The organism is Winogradskyella sp. (assembly GCF_965228925.1).
Taxonomy (GTDB): Bacteria; Bacteroidota; Bacteroidia; order Flavobacteriales; family Flavobacteriaceae; genus Winogradskyella.
The window spans coordinates 4,408,320-4,425,621 of record NZ_OZ245845.1 but is presented as its reverse complement, the minus strand read 5'-3'; the positions used below and the strand labels follow the sequence as shown (position 1 = coordinate 4,425,621).

18 protein-coding genes are annotated in these 17,302 nt (G+C 36.9%); 9 read left to right on the top strand and 9 right to left on the bottom strand.

The window, feature by feature from the left end; translation table 11 throughout:
• Window positions 1–79: 79 nt before the first annotated feature.
• From ACO052_RS18655 to ACO052_RS18645, 3 genes are read right to left on the bottom strand one after another with little or no spacing between them, the layout of a single operon-like run.
• Window positions 80–1,096, bottom strand: coding sequence for a COX15/CtaA family protein (locus ACO052_RS18655; RefSeq protein WP_422105306.1), 1,017 nt, complete (start codon window positions 1,094–1,096; stop codon window positions 80–82).
• On the bottom strand, window positions 1,083–1,550 hold the full coding sequence (locus ACO052_RS18650; RefSeq protein WP_422105305.1) for a GNAT family N-acetyltransferase: 468 nt from the start codon (window positions 1,548–1,550) through the stop codon (window positions 1,083–1,085). Before ACO052_RS18650 ends, ACO052_RS18655 begins: the two co-directional genes overlap by 14 nt.
• A complete protein-coding gene (locus ACO052_RS18645) occupies window positions 1,547–2,965 on the bottom strand; it encodes a CCA tRNA nucleotidyltransferase (RefSeq protein WP_422105304.1) in 1,419 nt (472 codons plus the stop codon). The genes ACO052_RS18650 and ACO052_RS18645 overlap by 4 nt, the downstream gene beginning before the upstream one ends.
• A 116-nt stretch (window positions 2,966–3,081) precedes the next feature.
• Between ACO052_RS18645 and ACO052_RS18640 the strand changes: the two genes are divergently transcribed.
• Window positions 3,082–3,966, top strand: coding sequence for an ATP-grasp fold amidoligase family protein (locus ACO052_RS18640; RefSeq protein ID WP_422105303.1), 885 nt, complete (start codon window positions 3,082–3,084; stop codon window positions 3,964–3,966).
• Between the two features lie 9 nt (window positions 3,967–3,975).
• Window positions 3,976–5,088, top strand: a complete 1,113-nt coding sequence (locus ACO052_RS18635; protein WP_422105302.1) for a glycosyltransferase family 4 protein — start codon at window positions 3,976–3,978, stop codon at window positions 5,086–5,088.
• Between the two features lie 9 nt (window positions 5,089–5,097).
• Here the strand turns inward: ACO052_RS18635 and ACO052_RS18630 are convergent, their stop codons facing one another.
• Entirely contained in the window at window positions 5,098–5,949 is an 852-nt protein-coding gene (locus tag ACO052_RS18630) for a glycosyltransferase (protein WP_422105301.1), read from the bottom strand.
• 227 nt (window positions 5,950–6,176) lie between these two features.
• Here ACO052_RS18630 and ACO052_RS18625 point away from each other — a divergent pair, with 227 nt between their 5' ends.
• Window positions 6,177–6,950 (top strand): Kdo domain containing protein, encoded by a 774-nt coding sequence (locus tag ACO052_RS18625; protein WP_422105300.1) that lies wholly within the window; start codon window positions 6,177–6,179, stop codon window positions 6,948–6,950.
• Here ACO052_RS18625 and ACO052_RS18620 read toward each other — a convergent pair.
• A complete protein-coding gene (locus ACO052_RS18620) occupies window positions 6,947–7,708 on the bottom strand; it encodes a glycosyltransferase family 2 protein (RefSeq protein WP_422105299.1) in 762 nt (253 codons plus the stop codon). The two genes, ACO052_RS18625 and ACO052_RS18620, sit on opposite strands and share 4 nt — an antisense overlap.
• Window positions 7,709–7,749: 41 nt before the next feature.
• On the opposite strand from ACO052_RS18620, the gene ACO052_RS18615 reads away from it, so the two are divergent.
• Both ACO052_RS18615 and ACO052_RS18610 read left to right on the top strand, forming a co-directional pair.
• The gene (locus ACO052_RS18615) at window positions 7,750–8,571 is read left to right on the top strand and encodes a glycosyltransferase family 2 protein (RefSeq protein ID WP_422105298.1); all 822 of its coding nucleotides are present in this window, start codon (window positions 7,750–7,752) and stop codon (window positions 8,569–8,571) included.
• A gap of 3 nt (window positions 8,572–8,574) precedes the next feature.
• Window positions 8,575–9,396, top strand: coding sequence for a glycosyltransferase family 2 protein (locus ACO052_RS18610; protein ID WP_422105297.1), 822 nt, complete (start codon window positions 8,575–8,577; stop codon window positions 9,394–9,396).
• Here the strand turns inward: ACO052_RS18610 and ACO052_RS18605 are convergent.
• Window positions 9,393–10,460 (bottom strand): glycosyltransferase family 9 protein, encoded by a 1,068-nt coding sequence (locus tag ACO052_RS18605; RefSeq protein ID WP_422105296.1) that lies wholly within the window; start codon window positions 10,458–10,460, stop codon window positions 9,393–9,395. The genes ACO052_RS18610 and ACO052_RS18605 overlap by 4 nt on opposite strands.
• 83 nt (window positions 10,461–10,543) lie before the next feature.
• Window positions 10,544–11,359 (bottom strand): 2,3,4,5-tetrahydropyridine-2,6-dicarboxylate N-succinyltransferase, encoded by an 816-nt coding sequence (locus tag ACO052_RS18600; protein ID WP_422105295.1) that lies wholly within the window; start codon window positions 11,357–11,359, stop codon window positions 10,544–10,546.
• Window positions 11,360–11,984: 625 nt separating this feature from the next.
• Here ACO052_RS18600 and ruvX point away from each other — a divergent pair.
• From ruvX to mazG, 4 genes are all read left to right on the top strand, one after another.
• On the top strand, window positions 11,985–12,401 hold the full coding sequence (gene ruvX, locus ACO052_RS18595) for a Holliday junction resolvase RuvX (RefSeq protein ID WP_422105294.1): 417 nt from the start codon (window positions 11,985–11,987) through the stop codon (window positions 12,399–12,401).
• Window positions 12,402–12,541: 140 nt separating this feature from the next.
• On the top strand, window positions 12,542–13,132 hold the full coding sequence (def, locus tag ACO052_RS18590) for a peptide deformylase (RefSeq protein ID WP_422105293.1): 591 nt from the start codon (window positions 12,542–12,544) through the stop codon (window positions 13,130–13,132).
• Between the two features lie 66 nt (window positions 13,133–13,198).
• The gene (locus ACO052_RS18585) at window positions 13,199–13,639 is read left to right on the top strand and encodes a DUF5606 domain-containing protein (RefSeq protein ID WP_422105292.1); all 441 of its coding nucleotides are present in this window, start codon (window positions 13,199–13,201) and stop codon (window positions 13,637–13,639) included.
• Window position 13,640: 1 nt separating this feature from the next.
• Window positions 13,641–14,414, top strand: coding sequence for a nucleoside triphosphate pyrophosphohydrolase (gene mazG, locus ACO052_RS18580; protein ID WP_422105291.1), 774 nt, complete (start codon window positions 13,641–13,643; stop codon window positions 14,412–14,414).
• Between the two features lie 406 nt (window positions 14,415–14,820).
• Here the strand turns inward: mazG and ACO052_RS18575 are convergent, their stop codons facing one another.
• Window positions 14,821–15,006, bottom strand: a complete 186-nt coding sequence (locus tag ACO052_RS18575) for a hypothetical protein (protein ID WP_422105290.1) — start codon at window positions 15,004–15,006, stop codon at window positions 14,821–14,823.
• Window positions 15,007–15,009: 3 nt separating this feature from the next.
• Entirely contained in the window at window positions 15,010–17,226 is a 2,217-nt protein-coding gene (locus ACO052_RS18570) for a DUF349 domain-containing protein (protein ID WP_422105289.1), read from the bottom strand.
• Between the last annotated feature and the right edge of the window lie 76 nt (window positions 17,227–17,302).

The window sequence follows — 17,302 nt, the reverse complement described above, 5'->3', positions numbered from 1 at the left end:
CGTTTATATTTTTAAGAGGATGCATTTTAACTTTGGATATGTCGGGAAGTTCATTCGTTTAGTTCCTAATCCCTAATCCCTATTTACTAAAGCGATGCAGGGTAAAAACCATACTGCTCAACAAAATAAAAGCACCGACTTGATGCAATACACCTAGCCAAACGGGGACTGCCAGTAAGAGCGTTAAGACACCTAGCAAAAATTGAAAACCAACAATTATTAGAAGACTATTGACACCTCTTTTTTGCAATAGGGTCATGTCTTGTCTAGTGGCTTTGTACCAAATGGCTAGAATAAATATAACAACAACATAGGCTAAGGTTCTGTGCACAAATTGTACACCACTTTTGCCTTCAATAAAATTGAGATAGGTAGGGCTTTGCTCAATATAAACCGTCTCATGCATCAGCTTGCCTTCGTTCATAAAAGGCCAATGGTTATGGATCCAACCCGCATCTAAACCTGCGACGAAGGCTCCATAAATAATTTGAATCACTAAGACCACAAGGCCTATACGGATAAAATTGCGCAGCTTTTTGTCAATGGTCTTTTTGTTGGGAAAGATTAAGTCTAAGGCCACCCAAAATGTATAGGCAAAGGTGAGAAAAGCAGTGGTTAAATGTGCGGCAAGCCTATAATGACTCACATCTGGTCGGTCGACTAAACCACTTTTTACCATATACCAGCCTAAGAAGCCTTGAAAACCTCCCATGATGAGAAGTACAATGGCCTTTTTAATTGTGGATTTACTCAGCCGTTTCTTAATCAAAAAATAGACAAATGGAATTATAAATACGAGGCCTATAAAGCGACCGATAACGCGGTGAATCCACTCCCAAAAATAGATATCCTTAAAGTCTTCTAACGACATACCGTAATTTAATTTTTGGTATTCAGGATATTGTTTATACAGTTCAAAGGCCTCGTTCCATTCCACCTCATTCATAGGCGGAATGGTCCCAGAAATCAATTTATAATTCGAAATTGACAACCCCGAATGCGTTAGTCTGGTAATACCACCAACAATCACCATGATAAAGATTAAAACACAACCTATAAGTAGCCAGTAAACAACGGCTTTGTTATCCTTTTTCATTTTTCAATAACTTTTTTTCAAAACACAGACTATTCTCCATCGCTTTGTATTGGCCATATTTAGGGATGGACACATAATTACATTTTTTATAAAAATTAACAGCTTCTACCTGCCGTTTTCCAGTTTCGAGTATTGTTGCTATATACCCCAGTTCAAATGCCCAAGTCTCTAAGACATTTAATATCGCTGAAGCAATGCCTTTTCCTCTTTCTTCGGGTAATGTATACATGCGCTTCACTTCAACTTTAGAATCGTCAAACACTTTAAAAGCGCCACACCCAACAGGTTTTTGATCCGAATAAGCGACAATGACATGATTAAGATGATCGATAGCATTAAACTGATTGTAGAAATCATGCTCATCACCGTCAGTAATTTTTAGATAGGCATCCAATTGTTTTACCAATGCTATAAAATCTGCATGACGCGAATCTGTTCTGAGCAATTCTATCATATATCAACAGCAATTAATCCTAATGCTTTTCCTTTTTTAAGCATTAATTCAAAGGCCGCTTCATGCTCATTGGGAATGTCTCCTTCTAAAATAGCTTCTTTAATGGCCTCTTTGATAATGCCTATTTCTTTTGAAGGTTGAAGGTTAAATGCTTTCATGATTTCTTCTCCAGTTACTGGTGGCTGGAAATTTCTAATGCGATCACGTTCTTCAACTTCAACAATTTTTTCTCTAACCAGTTTAAAATTGTTATGGTATTTCTTAAACTTTTTAGGGTTTTTGGTGGTAATGTCGGCTTCACATAGCGTCATGAGATCATCTACATAATCACCAGCATCAAACACTAAACGCCTCACAGCGGAGTCTGTCACCTCCGTAGCCAAAACAATGGGTCTAGAGCTCATCAATACCATTTTTTGAACAAACTTCATTTTGTCATTTAATGGCATTTTGAGCCGCTTAAAAAGTTTGTATACCATTTTGGAACCTACAAACTCATGACCATGAAATGTCCAACCAATTTTTTTATGGAACTTTTTAGTCGGTGCTTTACCAATGTCGTGTAACAACGCTGCCCAGCGCAGCCATACGTTGTCTGTGGTCTTTGTAATATTATCTACAACTTCTAAGGTGTGATAAAAATTGTCTTTATGGCGCTGCCCTTCAATCTCATCAATACCTTTTAGTGCTGTAAGTTCAGGTAAAATATAATCTAAGAGCCCTGTTTTTTCTAAAAGTTTAAACCCAATAGAGGGCTTGTCGCTTTCAAGAATTTTATGCAATTCAGTCACTATACGCTCCTTGCTTATGATTTTAATTCGGTCTTTGTTTGCGCTTATGGCCTTTAAAGAATGCGCTTCGATTTTAAAATCTAGCTGTGTGGCAAAACGAATGGCACGCATCATGCGAAGTGGATCGTCACTATAGGTAATATCGGGATTTAATGGGGTTCGAATAATACCTTTATTCAAATCTGTTATTCCATTAAAAGGATCTAAGAGCGTACCAAAATCAGATCTATTAAGACACAAGGCTAAAGCATTAATCGTAAAATCACGACGGTTTTGATCATCTTCTAACGTCCCATTCTCGACTATTGGATTCCTGCTGTCTTCATTGTAACTCTCTTTACGCGCACCTACAAATTCAACTTCAATATCGTTGTAACGCAGCATTGCCGTACCATAAGTTTTAAAAATCTGCACCTTGGGTTGTGTCGGTAAATTTTTTGAGACCTGTTGCGCTAATGCTATACCGCTTCCAACAGCAACAATATCTATATCTTTTGCGTTACCGCGTTCTAAAAGGTAATCGCGCACAAAACCACCAATTACAAAACAATCTAACTGTAGTTCTTCAGCAGACTGAGAAATAACAGAGAATAGCTCATGTTTTAGGGCTTGTTTGTGGTTCATCTTGGCGTTCTAATTTTTGCTGTGCAAAGATACGACTTACTTGTGGTGTTTTAAAATTGACCTTGTGCTTTATTAATCTCAAAAACTATTCATACTTTTGGACACAATCTTTTTTTATGAATTTCTTTGAACGAAAGTATTATCAGTTACTTGTCAAGTATCTGAAGAATAAGCCTAATGCTGATGAAGCTTATATAAAAGCCAATTATTATTTAAAGAATAACAGGCGCTTAAATCTGGATAATCCAGTAGATTTAAGTGAAAAAATACAATGGCTAAAGCTTTATCAGTACGATGAGTCTTATAAGAAGTATATTGACAAATACGAGGTAAGGAAACACATAAAAGAAACCATTGGTGAAGCGTATTTAAATGAACTCTTAGGTGTATACGAGGATGTAGAAGAGATTGACATCGATGCACTTCCCAACAAGTTTGTCTTAAAAGGCACGCATGGTTCGGGATACAATATCATTGTTGAAGATAAAGCCACATTAGATTGGCCCAAAGCTAAGGCTCAATTGAAAAAGTTTTTATCTCAAAATTATTACGATAAGTACAAAGAAATTATTTACAGAGGTATTAAACCTAGGATTATTGCCGAAAAGTTCTTGGATCAGCTCAATGATGATGCGATTTTGGATTATAAATTTTTATGTTTTCACGGTGAACCAAAGTTTATTCATGTTAAAGCCTTAGAAGATGGTATAAGGAAAGAGGTGGATTATGACATTAACTGGAACAAACTTGAAATTCCAGAAGAGCGGTCCAACTACTTAAAGCGGAGTCTCGACAAACCAGATAACTTTGAGGATATGATTGAGATTGCCAAGGTTTTGTCTAAGGATTTTATTTTTGTGAGAGTCGACTTGTATTCTATTGAAGGCCAAATATATTTTGGTGAATTAACCTTTTTACACAAAGGCGGCATGAAACGTGTAATTTCCGAGCCACATAACAAAATCATGGGAGACTTGATAAAGCTTCCTAATAAAAAATAGTTTTAGTTCATGAGATTAATACAAGTAACAGCATCTAGAGGATGGAGAGGACATGAACAAAAGATTATCTATCTCTATGAAGCCTTTAGGGATTTTGGGTATGTTGAGGACCAGTGGATCGTTTGTACCAAAGATTCTGAAGTTCATAAAATTGCCAAAGCGAAAAATATGCAGGTCATCGGATTGGATTTTAAATCCGAATACGATCTAAAATTTGCCAAGTCCTTGAAGCGCATTGCAGACGAAAATAAAGCAGACCTTGTTTTTATTCATAATAGCCAATCGCATACCATCGCTGTATTGTCTTCACTTTTTTACGGACTAAAAATTCCTTTAGTGTTGTGCAGAACACTTATTAAGCGTGTAGATACTAACTTTTTTAGAAAGTGGAAGTACAATTATAAAGGCATTAAGCGCATACTGTGCATCACACAACCCGTTGTTGATGAACTTAAATATGCCGTAAAAGACCATAGTAAATTAAGAATCGTCGGGATTCTAACAGATATCAAAAAGTTTACAAAGACCGAAAAAGATGGTTTACTCCACAAAGAGTTCAATATTCCCTCGGATCATAAGATTATTGGAAATATTGCCGCTTTCACGGGTTTTAAAGATCACTATACCTGGATAGATACTGTAGAGATTTTAGCCAAGACCGATTTAAAGGCCACATTCATTTTAGTAGGTGAAGGCGTCTTAGAGGAAGATATAAAAGCCTATGTTGCTTCAAAGGGACTCGAGGATAGGGTGATCTTTGCAGGTTTTAGAAAAGATATTCCTGACATTTTACCAGAATTTGATTTGTTCCTGTTTACCTCAAACAATGAACCCGCGGGTGGGGTTGTTTTAGAATCCTATGCTTGTAGAGTGCCAGTAGTGGCTGCAAATGCCGGTGGAATACCTGAGTTGGTTATAAATAATGAGACTGGGTTTTTAGCCGAAGTTGGTAATGCGAAGGATTTTGCAGAAAAGGTTATGGCATTAATTCGCGATGAAACCCTTCAGCAAAAGTTTATCAAAAACGGCTATCAGTTCTTGGTAGAGAATCATACCAAGGAGGTCATCGCCAAAAAAATGATTGATGAGTTAAACGATGTCTTGGAGAACCACCATAAGTAAGTTTTAGGCTTATTTAATTTTATAAAGCCCTAATGCTTTTTTAAACTTTTTGCTCATTAAAACATAATTGACGTAAAGTTTGTTTTTAAAACTTAAGTAGCGCCATTTCTTATGTGGAATAATTTCTGCAGATACTTTTTTATCTACAGCTTTGGAGACTATAAATTCAGACCTAATCGCATTCCAACTCACATTATCGTAGCCATCAAACTCGTTCACCTTGTTTTTCTCGTGAATGATAGACATCCATAAACGTTTGTTCGCAATTTCTATGCGTCGAGATTCTTTTTTCCACATATTATGATCACTAAACCAAACGGTTTTAGGAGATTCGTTTTTTTCGATAAGGCTAATAAACGGATTAAAAATATGCTCCTTCTTACCGAGCATGATGTCTGGAGAGATTTGAAGTGAGTAGCCTTTTAAAACATCAATCGCCATAAAATCCTGTGAGGCAAATTGCTCTTGTATGGTCGCTATATAGTCTTTATGAATACAATCGTCATTATCAATACGAGACGTAATAATATAGGAATGTTCCTTGCTGTCTTCACTAGTAAAACTTTTTATAGAAGGATGGAATGCATCCATACCATCAATATAAAACAACTTAAAATGCGGATAGGGCTGTAATAGTGACTCCAATTCTTTCTTAAAGTCTTCGTCAGTTGTTTCATCAAAAAAAAGTAACCATTGAAAGTCGGAATTGGTCTGATGGACCACCGATGGCAAACAAAAACTACGGAATAAATCGATGCGATGACTCATCCAATCGCGCGTTAGAAGAGTTTCATTATTCTTTGTGACATCCCAATTTTTATTTTTGAGATTAAAGCGCGTAATGAGATAATGCTTATACATAAGTGACCGTTAGTTATTGGCAAAAATAGATGAATTTTTTCGTTTGGAAATTCCCAAAAAAATCAAACGGAAAAAATTCACATATTAACGAAGTGCCTACTGGTTGTTAAAGGTAGAGGCACTGAAGCCCAACTAAATCTTATAGTTTTTTAGTAGAAAATTTAGTTTTTAACAGAAGAAATTTAAAAAATTAAATACCTACTTTTACAGCCTAGTAAACGCTATTCATGTCCAAAAAGATTCATATTCATAAGAACTCTGCATTGACGACGCCATCTATAGAAGCGCTGCTCAATAAGTTTACTCATGAAGGGGAGTTAATAGGTACAGGTTATAGAAATGTCATTAAAATCCTAGATAGCAATGGCAAAACCTATAATATTAAAGCGTTTAAAGTTCCTAATCTAGTTAACAAAATCGTCTATCGCTTCTTTAGAAAAAGTAAAGCGGAGCGTTCGTTTTTATATGCTGAACGTCTGTTGGATTCGGGTATATTAACGCCGAGCCCAGAAGCTTATGTGGAGTATACCTCATTGTTTGTTTTTGGCAAGAGCTATTACATCAGTAAGCAGCTTCACTACGATTTTACGATTAGAAAACTTATAGACGAACCCCAATGCGATGATTATGACAATATTTTAAGACAGTTTACACGGTTCACCTATCAATTGCATGAAAAAGGTATCCATTTTTTGGATCATTCTCCTGGAAATACTTTAATTGTTAAAGAAGGGCAGGATTATCGTTTCTATTTAGTGGATCTTAACCGTATGGCATTTAAAACCCTAACTTATGACGAGCGCTTAGCCAATTTTGCAAGGCTATCTCCAAAGGATTATATGTTAGAGATTATTAGTGATGAATACGCAAAACTGATCAATAAACCGCATAATGAAGTCAGGGAGAAGATGTATTATTTTTCCAAGAAATTTTCATCGAGCTTTAAAAAGAAAGAGGCGTTTAAAAAGAAGTATTATTTCTGGAGAAAGAAAAAGAATTAAGCTTTCTCTATGTAGAGCTTTCTAAGTTTGTCATATTTTAGAAATGTGATCTTACCAGTTTGATAACAAATCCTATAACCATTTTTACCATCTAAAAACCCTAATCTCAGGATATAGGCCTTAAAGAACGCCCAAAAGGGGTTCCAAAATAGTTTCCAGAATGGTGCTGTCTTACCCTTATCGAAATAGGCTTTTGCCGCAATGGTAGAGAAGTATTCTGTTTTTTTATCCATTTCGGCATAGGTTTGGTATGTCCAGTGTAAAATATCTCCCTTTAAATGACCTATTTTGGCTTTAGGTCTGTGTAACTGCACGCGATCATGAGGATTAATACCTTTCCATTCCGCTTTGGTTTTGTCAAATACGCGTAATTTTTTATTAGGATACCAATCCGAATATTTTATCCATTGCCCGCAGAAATTGTTAAAGCGATTGGCATAGTAACCATCATATTGCCAATGGGTCTTTACATCTATAATAGATTGCTGAAGCCGCTCAGATAAGGCTTCGTCACCATCCAACGAAACGACATGATCGTATGTGGCTTGATCCAGTGCAAAATTTTTTTGTTCTATATAACCTAAAAATTGTTGTTCAATAAATTTGACGTCATATTCAAGGCATATCGCTTTGGTCTGGTCTGTGGAAAATGAATCTACAACGACAATTTCATCCACCACATTAACTAAAGATTGCAAACATTTTTTAATATTACGTTCTTCATTAAAGGTAATGATAACACCAGATAGTTTTAGCATAATTGTAATTTCACTATCGTAAAAATAGTATTTTTGTATTTATGCGCTCACCCTTAAAAGCTTCAGTTATTATTAGTACCTATAATCAACCAGATTGGTTGAATTTGGTATTGTATAGTTATGATATACAGACGTATAGAGGTTTTGAGCTCATTATAGCTGACGACGGTTCAGATGAGCGAACCAAAGCGGTGATCGATAGATTTTCTGAAGCAAGTCCACTCGAAGTCATTCATGTATGGCAAGAGGATAATGGTTTTCAAAAAACGAAGATTCTCAATAAAGCGATAGTAGCTTCCAATACCGATTATCTCATTTTTACGGATGGCGATTGTATTGCCCGAAAAGATTTTGTGGAAACCCATCTAAAATTGAGTCAGCCTAACCGTGCACTTTCAGGGGGGTATTTTAAGCTTACGGAAAAGATTTCTCAAGCCATCACCGAGGATATCATCCATCAACAAAAATGTTTTGATAAACATTGGCTCTTAGCCAAGGGACAACCGGATAATTTTAAGCTCAATAAACTGACCAAGCTCAGATTTAAAGCGAAACTTTTAAACTTCATTACAACAACTAAGGCGACCTTTGATGGGATGAACGTGTCATGCCATAAAAAGGACATTCTGGCCGTAAACGGTTTTGATGAGCGCATGCAATATGGTGGTGAGGATAGAGAAGTTGGCGAACGTATGATGAATAATGGAGTTCGCTTTTTACAAGTTCGTTATAGTACGATTTGCGTACATTTGCACCACGACCGACCTTATAAGCACACGGAAGCTCAAATCGAAAATCAGAAAATAAGATCGGCAACAAAACAAAACAGGGTGAAGTGGACTGCCCATGGCATAAACCAGTAAAAAATGCAAAAACCAGAAATTTCAGTTGTCATAAGTACCTATAATTCTGAGGCATGGCTCGAAAAAGTCATGTGGAGTTACGAGGCACAGACGTTTAAAAATTTTGAAATGGTGATTGCAGATGATGGCTCAAAACAACCCACATTCGATCTCATTGAAACCATGAAATCGCAAGTTAATTATCCTATCATTCATGTATGGCACGAGGATAACGGTTTTCAGAAATCCCAGATTTTAAATAAAGCGATATTAGCTTGTAATGCTGACTATATTTTAATGAGTGATGGCGATTGTATGGCAAGAAAGGATTATGTTGAGGTGCATATTAATGAGCGCGAAGAAGGTTATTTCTTGTCTGGTGGTTACTTTATGCTGCCTATGCACATTTCGGAGCGTATTACGAAAGACGATATTTTATCACAACGCTGTTTTAATGTGAAATGGCTAAAGTCCCATGGATTAAAATCATCATTTAAGAATAATAAGTTAACTGCAAAAGGTCTCACAAGTCAATTTTTAAATACGGTCACACCGACAAATGCCAGTTGGAATGGTCATAATGCTTCAGGTTGGAAGAGCGATATTATGGCTGTTAACGGTTTTGATGAACGGATGCAATATGGTGGGCAGGATCGTGAGTTAGGTGAACGTCTTTTTAATTATGGATTAAAATCTAAGCAAATTCGCTATAGTGCTGTTTGTTTACATTTAGATCATCCGAGAGGTTATAAAACTCAGGACTCTATAGATAAGAATTTAGCTATTAGGGCCACTACTAAAAAAGAACACCTTAGTTGGACGGCATTTGGGATAAAGAAGGATTAATGCAATCGCTCTAAAAACGTTTTTAGCTGCTTCTCAAATAAAGAGGGCTTAAAAGTTTCGTACAATTCAAAAGCCTTAGGTCTTAGCACTTTGGGATGGTCAATAGTTTCATAATGGGTATTATCAAAATCACTGAGATGAACTGAGATGTGTTTTATATCATCATCAAACATGTTCCAAGCTTCTTTTTTAATCCATGGTGAAAAAATGGTGAATGTCGGAATATGTAGTGCTTTAGCCATATTAATGGCGCCTCCTTCATTACCAATTAAAGCACGACAATGTGCCGTAATGGCTAAAAAGTCTCTTAAGTTCCGCCCAAAAACATCAAAGAAAATATGTGCTTTGGTTTCGGGTTGACAAAGTTCAAAAATAGCTTTAGCCTCAGCCTCCTGTTTAGGTATGTAATTGAATAAGATCTGGCTTTCTGGTTGTAGCTTAACAATAGTATCAATCACTTCTGCCATATATGCAAAAGGATAGGTTTTACTTTCTTCACTACCCAAAACACCAATCATAAGGATTGGCTTTTTTAAATCAATCGTATGAGATTCTAAAAATTCTTTGGCCTTATTTCGCTCTGCTTCGGAAAGATAGATTTTTGGTCTAACAATTTTGTTGGTGTCAATATCTAATGGCTCTAGCAACTGCAATCTATTTTCAATAGCTAAGCCCGCATTGGTTTTTGCCTTGGATTTATTCTTGAAGGTATGATTATAAATTAAAGTGTTATGGCCTTTATCAATCGATATTTTTGTTTTTGCCTTGGATCTAAGAGCCATAATATTGCTCGACAGCATGGCGTAGACATCTATAACAACATCAAATTTTTCGAGTCGCAGCTTATGGGCAAACTGCCAAAGCTTACGTCTACTTTTTTCGTGTTTTGTTGTAAAAAAATGGAATTGATCTATAAACGGATTACCTTCAACAACCGGATAGGTGTGTGAATTTAAAACATAGTGTAATTCTGCCTTAGGATATTTCTTCTTAATAGCTTCAAACAGGATGCTTGTGGCCAGAACATCGCCAATCATTTTTTGTTGTATGATGAGAACTTTCATATTGAAAATAAAATCACAACCACCAAGGTCCAAATTCCAAAGTAAGTGTTTGGAATTTGGTAATTGCTATTCGAAATTTGAAATTATACGGCAACATCATATTCCCTTAAAGCATCATTCAAAGAGGTTTTCTTATCGGTACTTTCCTTTCGCTTACCAATAATCAATGCACAAGGTACTTGAAACTCACCAGCAGCAAATGTTTTGGTATAACTACCAGGAATCACAACAGATCTCTCAGGAACTCTGCCTTTCATTTCGACAGGTGCATCACCTGTAACATCTATAATCTTTGTACTCATGGTAAGGACCACATTTGCACCGAGTACGGCTTCCTTTTCGACACGCACACCTTCTACAACGATACAGCGACTACCAATAAAAGCACCATCTTCAATAATGACAGGGGCGGCTTGTAAAGGCTCAAGTACACCGCCAATACCAACACCACCTGAAAGATGTACATTTTTACCAATCTGTGCACAACTGCCTACGGTCGCCCAGGTATCTACCATTGTTCCTTCATCGACGTATGCACCAATGTTAACATAACTTGGCATCATGATAACCCCTTTGGAGATATAGGCGCCATGTCTGGCTACCGCATGCGGAACCACTCTAATCCCTTTGTCTTCATAGTTGCGTTTTAAAGGAATCTTATCGTGGTATTCAAAAATACCAACTTCAAAGGTTTCCATTTTTTGAATAGGGAAGTAGAGCACCACTGCCTTTTTAACCCACTCGTTAACCTGCCACCCATCTGTTGTGGGTTCGGCAACTCTTAAGCTTCCTGAGTCAATGAGGTCGATAACTGTTCTTATAGCATTAATAGTTGCTTCGTTTTTTAATTGCGAACGATCGTTCCAGGCATGCTCTATTAGCGATTGTAGTTCTTTCATAGTAAAGCGTAGAAATTTAGGCTTCAAAGATAAGCTGATAATAAGGCTTCAGGAAAAATTTTTTTAAAAATTGTGACATCAAATAAAAATGCGGGTCTTAATAGTATTAAATGCGACGATAACTTCTCTATAATAAGTTATTCTAAGAATTTAATTAATAGCTAATTATAATGAAAACTCCTCTCCCCTTCAAAACGAGGAGTTTTCTTTTTAATATAGTTAGTTGAATTAATTCCGACATGTGCTGAACTGTCATATTGAGCTTGCCTGTGCTGAGCGCCGCGCCTTCCAAAGTCTTGTACGGCGGACAGGCAGTCGAAGTATCGAAATGTTGTTTCAGTATCTAGCAGGATCTCCAAAACGCCTTCAATATTTTATGTTAAATTTTATTTATGATGTGACCCAAGCATTTTTTTGGTGTCTTAAAAATATAATTAACGTGATTTATTTATAGAGGGAAATAAAATCATAGACTTAATTAATAGCTAATTTTAAAAACGCTTCTTTTTGTAGAGAAGCGTTTTTTTATTGATGAAATTTGGCTTTGAAAAGTATATATACAAGTATTTTATAAGATATCAATGAAAGCTCTAGCTTAATATCCTTTAAGGTGTATCTTTGCCGAATGGGACGAATACTGGCCATAGATTACGGAACAAAGCGGACAGGTTTAGCCGTTACCGATGAGCTTCAAATAATAGCTTCTGGTCTTACTACGGTTGCGACTAAGGATTTACTTCAATTCTTGAAAGATTACATCACATCCGAAAATGTAGAGAAGTTCGTAGTTGGTGAACCAAAGCAGATGGACAATACGGCATCTGAGAGTGAAGCTTATATTCAGAAGTTTTTAGAACAGTTGGCCAAAGTTATACCTCATATCCCAGTAGAACGTGTAGATGAACGCTTTACTTCAAAAATGGCATTTCAAACCATGATCGATAGTGGGTTGAAGAAAAAACAACGACAGAATAAAGCATTGATTGATGAAATCAGTGCCACATTGATACTACAAAGTTATCTTTCCAAGAATTCATTTTAAAAAAATAGATCAACACTAAACATTTAGATTTAGGGATGACCATAGCACTGTTGGAATAATGGATGGTTTTAATTTAGTGTTTGGAATTTAGAATTTAGTGCTTGAAATTTGATATTTTTGCACCCGAAAATAAATACATTATGATATTACCGATTGTTGCTTATGGTGATGCCGTGCTAAAGAAAAAAGCAAAGAACATCGATAAGGATTATCCAAATCTAGAGGAGCTTATTGCCAACATGTACGAGACGATGTATGGGGCCTTTGGTGTTGGTTTAGCAGCACCTCAAATTGGTTTGCCTATTCGTTTGTTTTTAGTGGATACAACACCTTTCTCAGAAGATGAAGATCTTTCTGATGAGGAAAGAGCACAGTTAAAAGACTTTAGGAAAACATTTATAAACGCCGAGATTTTGGAGGAGGAAGGAGACGAATGGGCGTTTAACGAAGGCTGTTTAAGCATACCCGATGTAAGGGAAGACGTCTTTAGGCAACCAAAGATTAAAATTCAATATCAGGATGAGAATTTTGAAACCCACGTGGAAGAATACGATGGTTTAATCGCTAGGGTCATTCAACATGAGTATGACCATATTGAAGGCATATTGTTTACAGATAAACTATCCTCGTTTAAAAAGCGTTTGATCAAAGGAAAATTGACCAACATTTCAAAAGGAAAAATTAAAATAGATTATAAAATGCGCTTTCCTGCAATGAGTAGAAAGCGTTAATATCAACAATAGGACAAAGTTAGCCAAGAAGGCTTAGCCTATGCTCAGCCAGACAAAAAAAGATATATGAGTTTAGATAAAATTTTAGCAATTTCTGGTAAGCCGGGATTATACGAAATCGTCACACAGACAAGAACCGGAGCCGTAGTGCAATCGCTAATCGATAAAAAACGGATTACGGTGGGTGCCCACAGTAATATTAGTATTTTGAGCGAAATCGCTATTTATACCTTAACAGAAGAAGTGCCGTTAAGAGATGTGCTTAAGAAAGTGATGGATAAAGAAAATGGGCAGCAGACATCCATAAGTCATAAGGATGGTAAAGATGCTTTGGAGGAATACTTCTTTGATGTTTTGCCAGATTATGATGAGGACCGTGTGTATCCTTCAGATATTAAGAAAGTCATTCAGTGGTATAATTTACTTCAGAAAAACGATCTTCTAGGTGCCTTAGAAACCGAAGAAGAGACTTCGACAAGCTCAGTAACCACTGAAGAGGAAGAATAAGATGTCTGATAAAACGGCTCAGCTCAAGGCTTTTGAACGTCTACTCATCATCATGGACGAACTGCGAGAGCAATGTCCTTGGGATAAAAAACAAACGATGGAATCACTCCGTCATTTAACTATTGAAGAAGTTTATGAACTCGGTGATGCGATCTTAGACAAGGATTTGGATGAGGTTAAGAAAGAACTCGGAGATGTTCTGTTGCATATTGTGTTTTATGCCAAGATAGGTAGCGAAACCCAAGACTTTGATATTGCTGATGTTTGCCATAGTATTTGTGATAAATTAGTAGAGCGTCATCCTCATATTTATGGAGATGTTAAAGTTGAGAATGAAGACGATGTAAAACGCAATTGGGAGCAACTCAAACTTAAAGAAGGAAAGAAGAGCGTACTTGAAGGGGTGCCTAGAAGCCTACCGGCCATGGTAAAAGCCAATCGTATTCAAGATAAGGTGGCCGGCGTGGGTTTTGATTGGGAGCAACCCGAACAAGTTTTTGAAAAAGTGAAGGAGGAGTTGGCCGAGCTAGAATCCGAAATCACTAAGGGCCATCAGGACGCTATAGAAAATGAGTTTGGCGATGTTATGTTTTCTATGATTAATTATGCACGCTTTTTGAAGATCAATCCAGAAAATGCCTTAGAGCGCACAAATAAAAAATTCATCAAACGCTTTCAATACCTCGAAAGCAAATCCAAAGCACTAAACAAACCGCTAAAAGATATGACTTTGGCTGAGATGGATGTCTTTTGGGAAGAGGCGAAGTCATTGTAGATTATCATCACGTTTGTATTGTTTTTAGGTTGTAGAGACATTATCAGAAATGTTTTTTGTTAAAATTTTAAAAAAATTTAAATCCTAACATCCAAACGGAAATTTCTCACGTAAATACTTTATATAAAACCAGAGCGTTTTTATAATCTTAGTAGAAATCTTAATTATTATTAAGCGGTTATAATTAAGGTTAATTTAGTTTAGTTAGGGCAAAACCCATCTGTAAGTCACAGATGGGTTTTGATATTTATTCCGTCCCGATAGCTATCGGGATTGATGCGGAATCTCATGATGAATTATATCTTAGTTTTAGTAAACGTTTAAGAATGTCAATAATCCTATTGTGTACATCACAGAAGTGCCTTAACCAGGAAAAAGATGAGTTTTGATGGTTTGTAGAAGGGTACTATTCTACCTCACCTTTACTTTTCACCTTCTTACCTATGGCATAACTGACCATACCGATTAAGCCCCCAATAATTATCGAAGTCCAATCGATTCCAGTATTGGGTTCTTTCATAACTATAGTGTAAGTAACATAAGCAGCAGTAGGAAAGGCGATAATAAAGTTTCCTAATAATTTATTATCCATAATTTAATTATACATCCCACGGATCTTGGCCAACTTAGCTTTCCAAGTCTCTAACTCCTGTTTATGCTTATCAATGTTCTTTAAAACATCTTTGACTAGCGGGTTGGTCTCATCGACATTAGAGAAAAATTGCAAGTTGTTTTCCAATTGGGTAATCTCAGATTGGACCTCACCAATTTTCTTGCGGATAAAGTTTTGCTCGTTATCCAATAATCGGGTATCGTCATTGTTACCAGCCAGATTTTCGAGCTTACTTTCAAACTTCACCATATCTAGTTTCGACTTGTCCATTTTTAATTTGTCGAAGGCATCATCTATGGCTTTATAGAACTTACCATCAATATAGCGCTTGTTATGTGGAACGTGACCAATAGCTTTCCAATCTGCAATTCTTGTTTTTAGGGCTTCAACATCGGCTTTGTTGTCTCCACTGAAACTTAGGGCTTTTAACTCGTCCAATAATTTCACTTTTTTATCAAAGGCATCATAAAGATGCTGGTTTTCAGCTTTGCGTTGGGCATGCATCCTGTCGAAATAGTGATTGCAGGCATCCTTAAATTGCTTCCAGATTTTATCACTATCGCGTCGTGGCACATGGCCTATTTTTTTCCAATCGCTTTGTATTTTCTTCATTAAAGGCGTCACCACGGCGAAGTCGTCACTATCTTTATTTTCTTCGGCTATTTTAATCAGTTCACGTTTCTTTTGAAGGTTCTCGTATTGGTCTTTCTTCAAGGCTTTATAAAACTGATTTTTTCCACGATTAAAGGCCCTTACGGTGTCTTTAAATTTAGCCCAAGTAGCTTCGTTGACTTTTAATGGTACTTTACCAGCGTTGAAAAAGGCTTCACGCAAGGCTTCCACCTCCCTGATTTTTTTCTGCCATGCGCCATGCGAATTAGCCGTATCGTCTGCAATGGCTTGTATCTGCGAGATGATTTCCTCTTTCTTTTCAAGATTTTTTTCGTAGGCCTTATCGAGGTCTGCGTAATACGTTTGACGCTTATCGTGTATCGTCTTGGTAGCCTGACTAAAACGCTCCCAAATTTCTTCGCGGTGTTCTTTAGCTACAGGACCTAACTCCTCCTTCCAGAGTTTATGAAGCACCTGTAGTTCTCTAAATGAACGATTAATATTATCGTCTTTAACCAGTTCTTCGGCGCGTTCTATGATTTTTAACTTCTGCTCATAGTTGTGCTTAAAGTCCATATCTCGCAAATCGTTGTTGAGGTGCAAGAAATCATAAAAACGCTCTACATGATGGTGATAGGTGTTCCAGGCATTATTGTATTTGTCTCTTGGAATAGGGCCTGCATTACGCCACTTTTCCTGAAGATCCTTAAAATGTTTATAGGTCGTATTGATGTTTTCTTCAACATTCAATAAGCCTTTTATCTCTTCGATAATTGCTAATCGGTTATCAAGGTTTTGCTTTAAGTTTTGCTCGCGTTCCTTGTAATATGCGTTTATGGCTTGTTTATAATCCTTATAAAGCTGGTTAAATAGCTTCTTGGAATCGTTGGTATAGTAAAAGTCGATTTCATTGCCACCTTCATTTAAGAATTCTTCTTTTTTCTCTTCAAGTAGTTGGCTAAACTTGGCATTGAATTCAGCTTTAATTTGATTGACCTGTTTCGAGATGGTCTGAATTTTATGGTGCTTTAAAAGTCGATTTAACTCCGTTGCCAATTCTTGCATAGACATGGCATGGTAGTCTTTTTCCTCAACCTCGTGACGCTCTACATTGGTAATGTCTTCGGCATCTTCAGCATTAGAAGCTTCAATTTCGGCATGGGCTTCAGAGTCTTCCTCTTCTGTGGTCACCGAGCTTGTCGAAGTATCCTCTTTAGCATCTTCGGCATTAGAGGCTTCGATTTCGGCATGCGCCCCAGAGTCTGCCTCCACTTCAGTGATTGCTGAGCTTGTGGAAGTATCGTCTTCAGTATTCTCCGTAGTTTCAGTAGCCGTAGTTTCAGCTTCTGGTGTATGATCAACCTCAATTTCCGTAGTTGTAGGTTCAGCTTCGGGTGCAGACTCAACCTCAGTTTCAGTAGTCATACTTTCAGCTTCAGGAGCATTCTCGACTTCAGTTTCTGTAGTTGTACTTTCAGCCTCAGGTGTATGCTCAACTTCAGTTACTGCGTCTTCTTTTGGAGTAGGATCTTTGTGCGCTACTTCTTTTTTTCCATCTGCTTTTTGCAGGTTATCATTCTCAGACATGAGTCAAAAATTTTATTAGGATGTTAAAGATACTAACAACTCCTTGAACTACAAAGGAAATACGCAATGAGGTTGG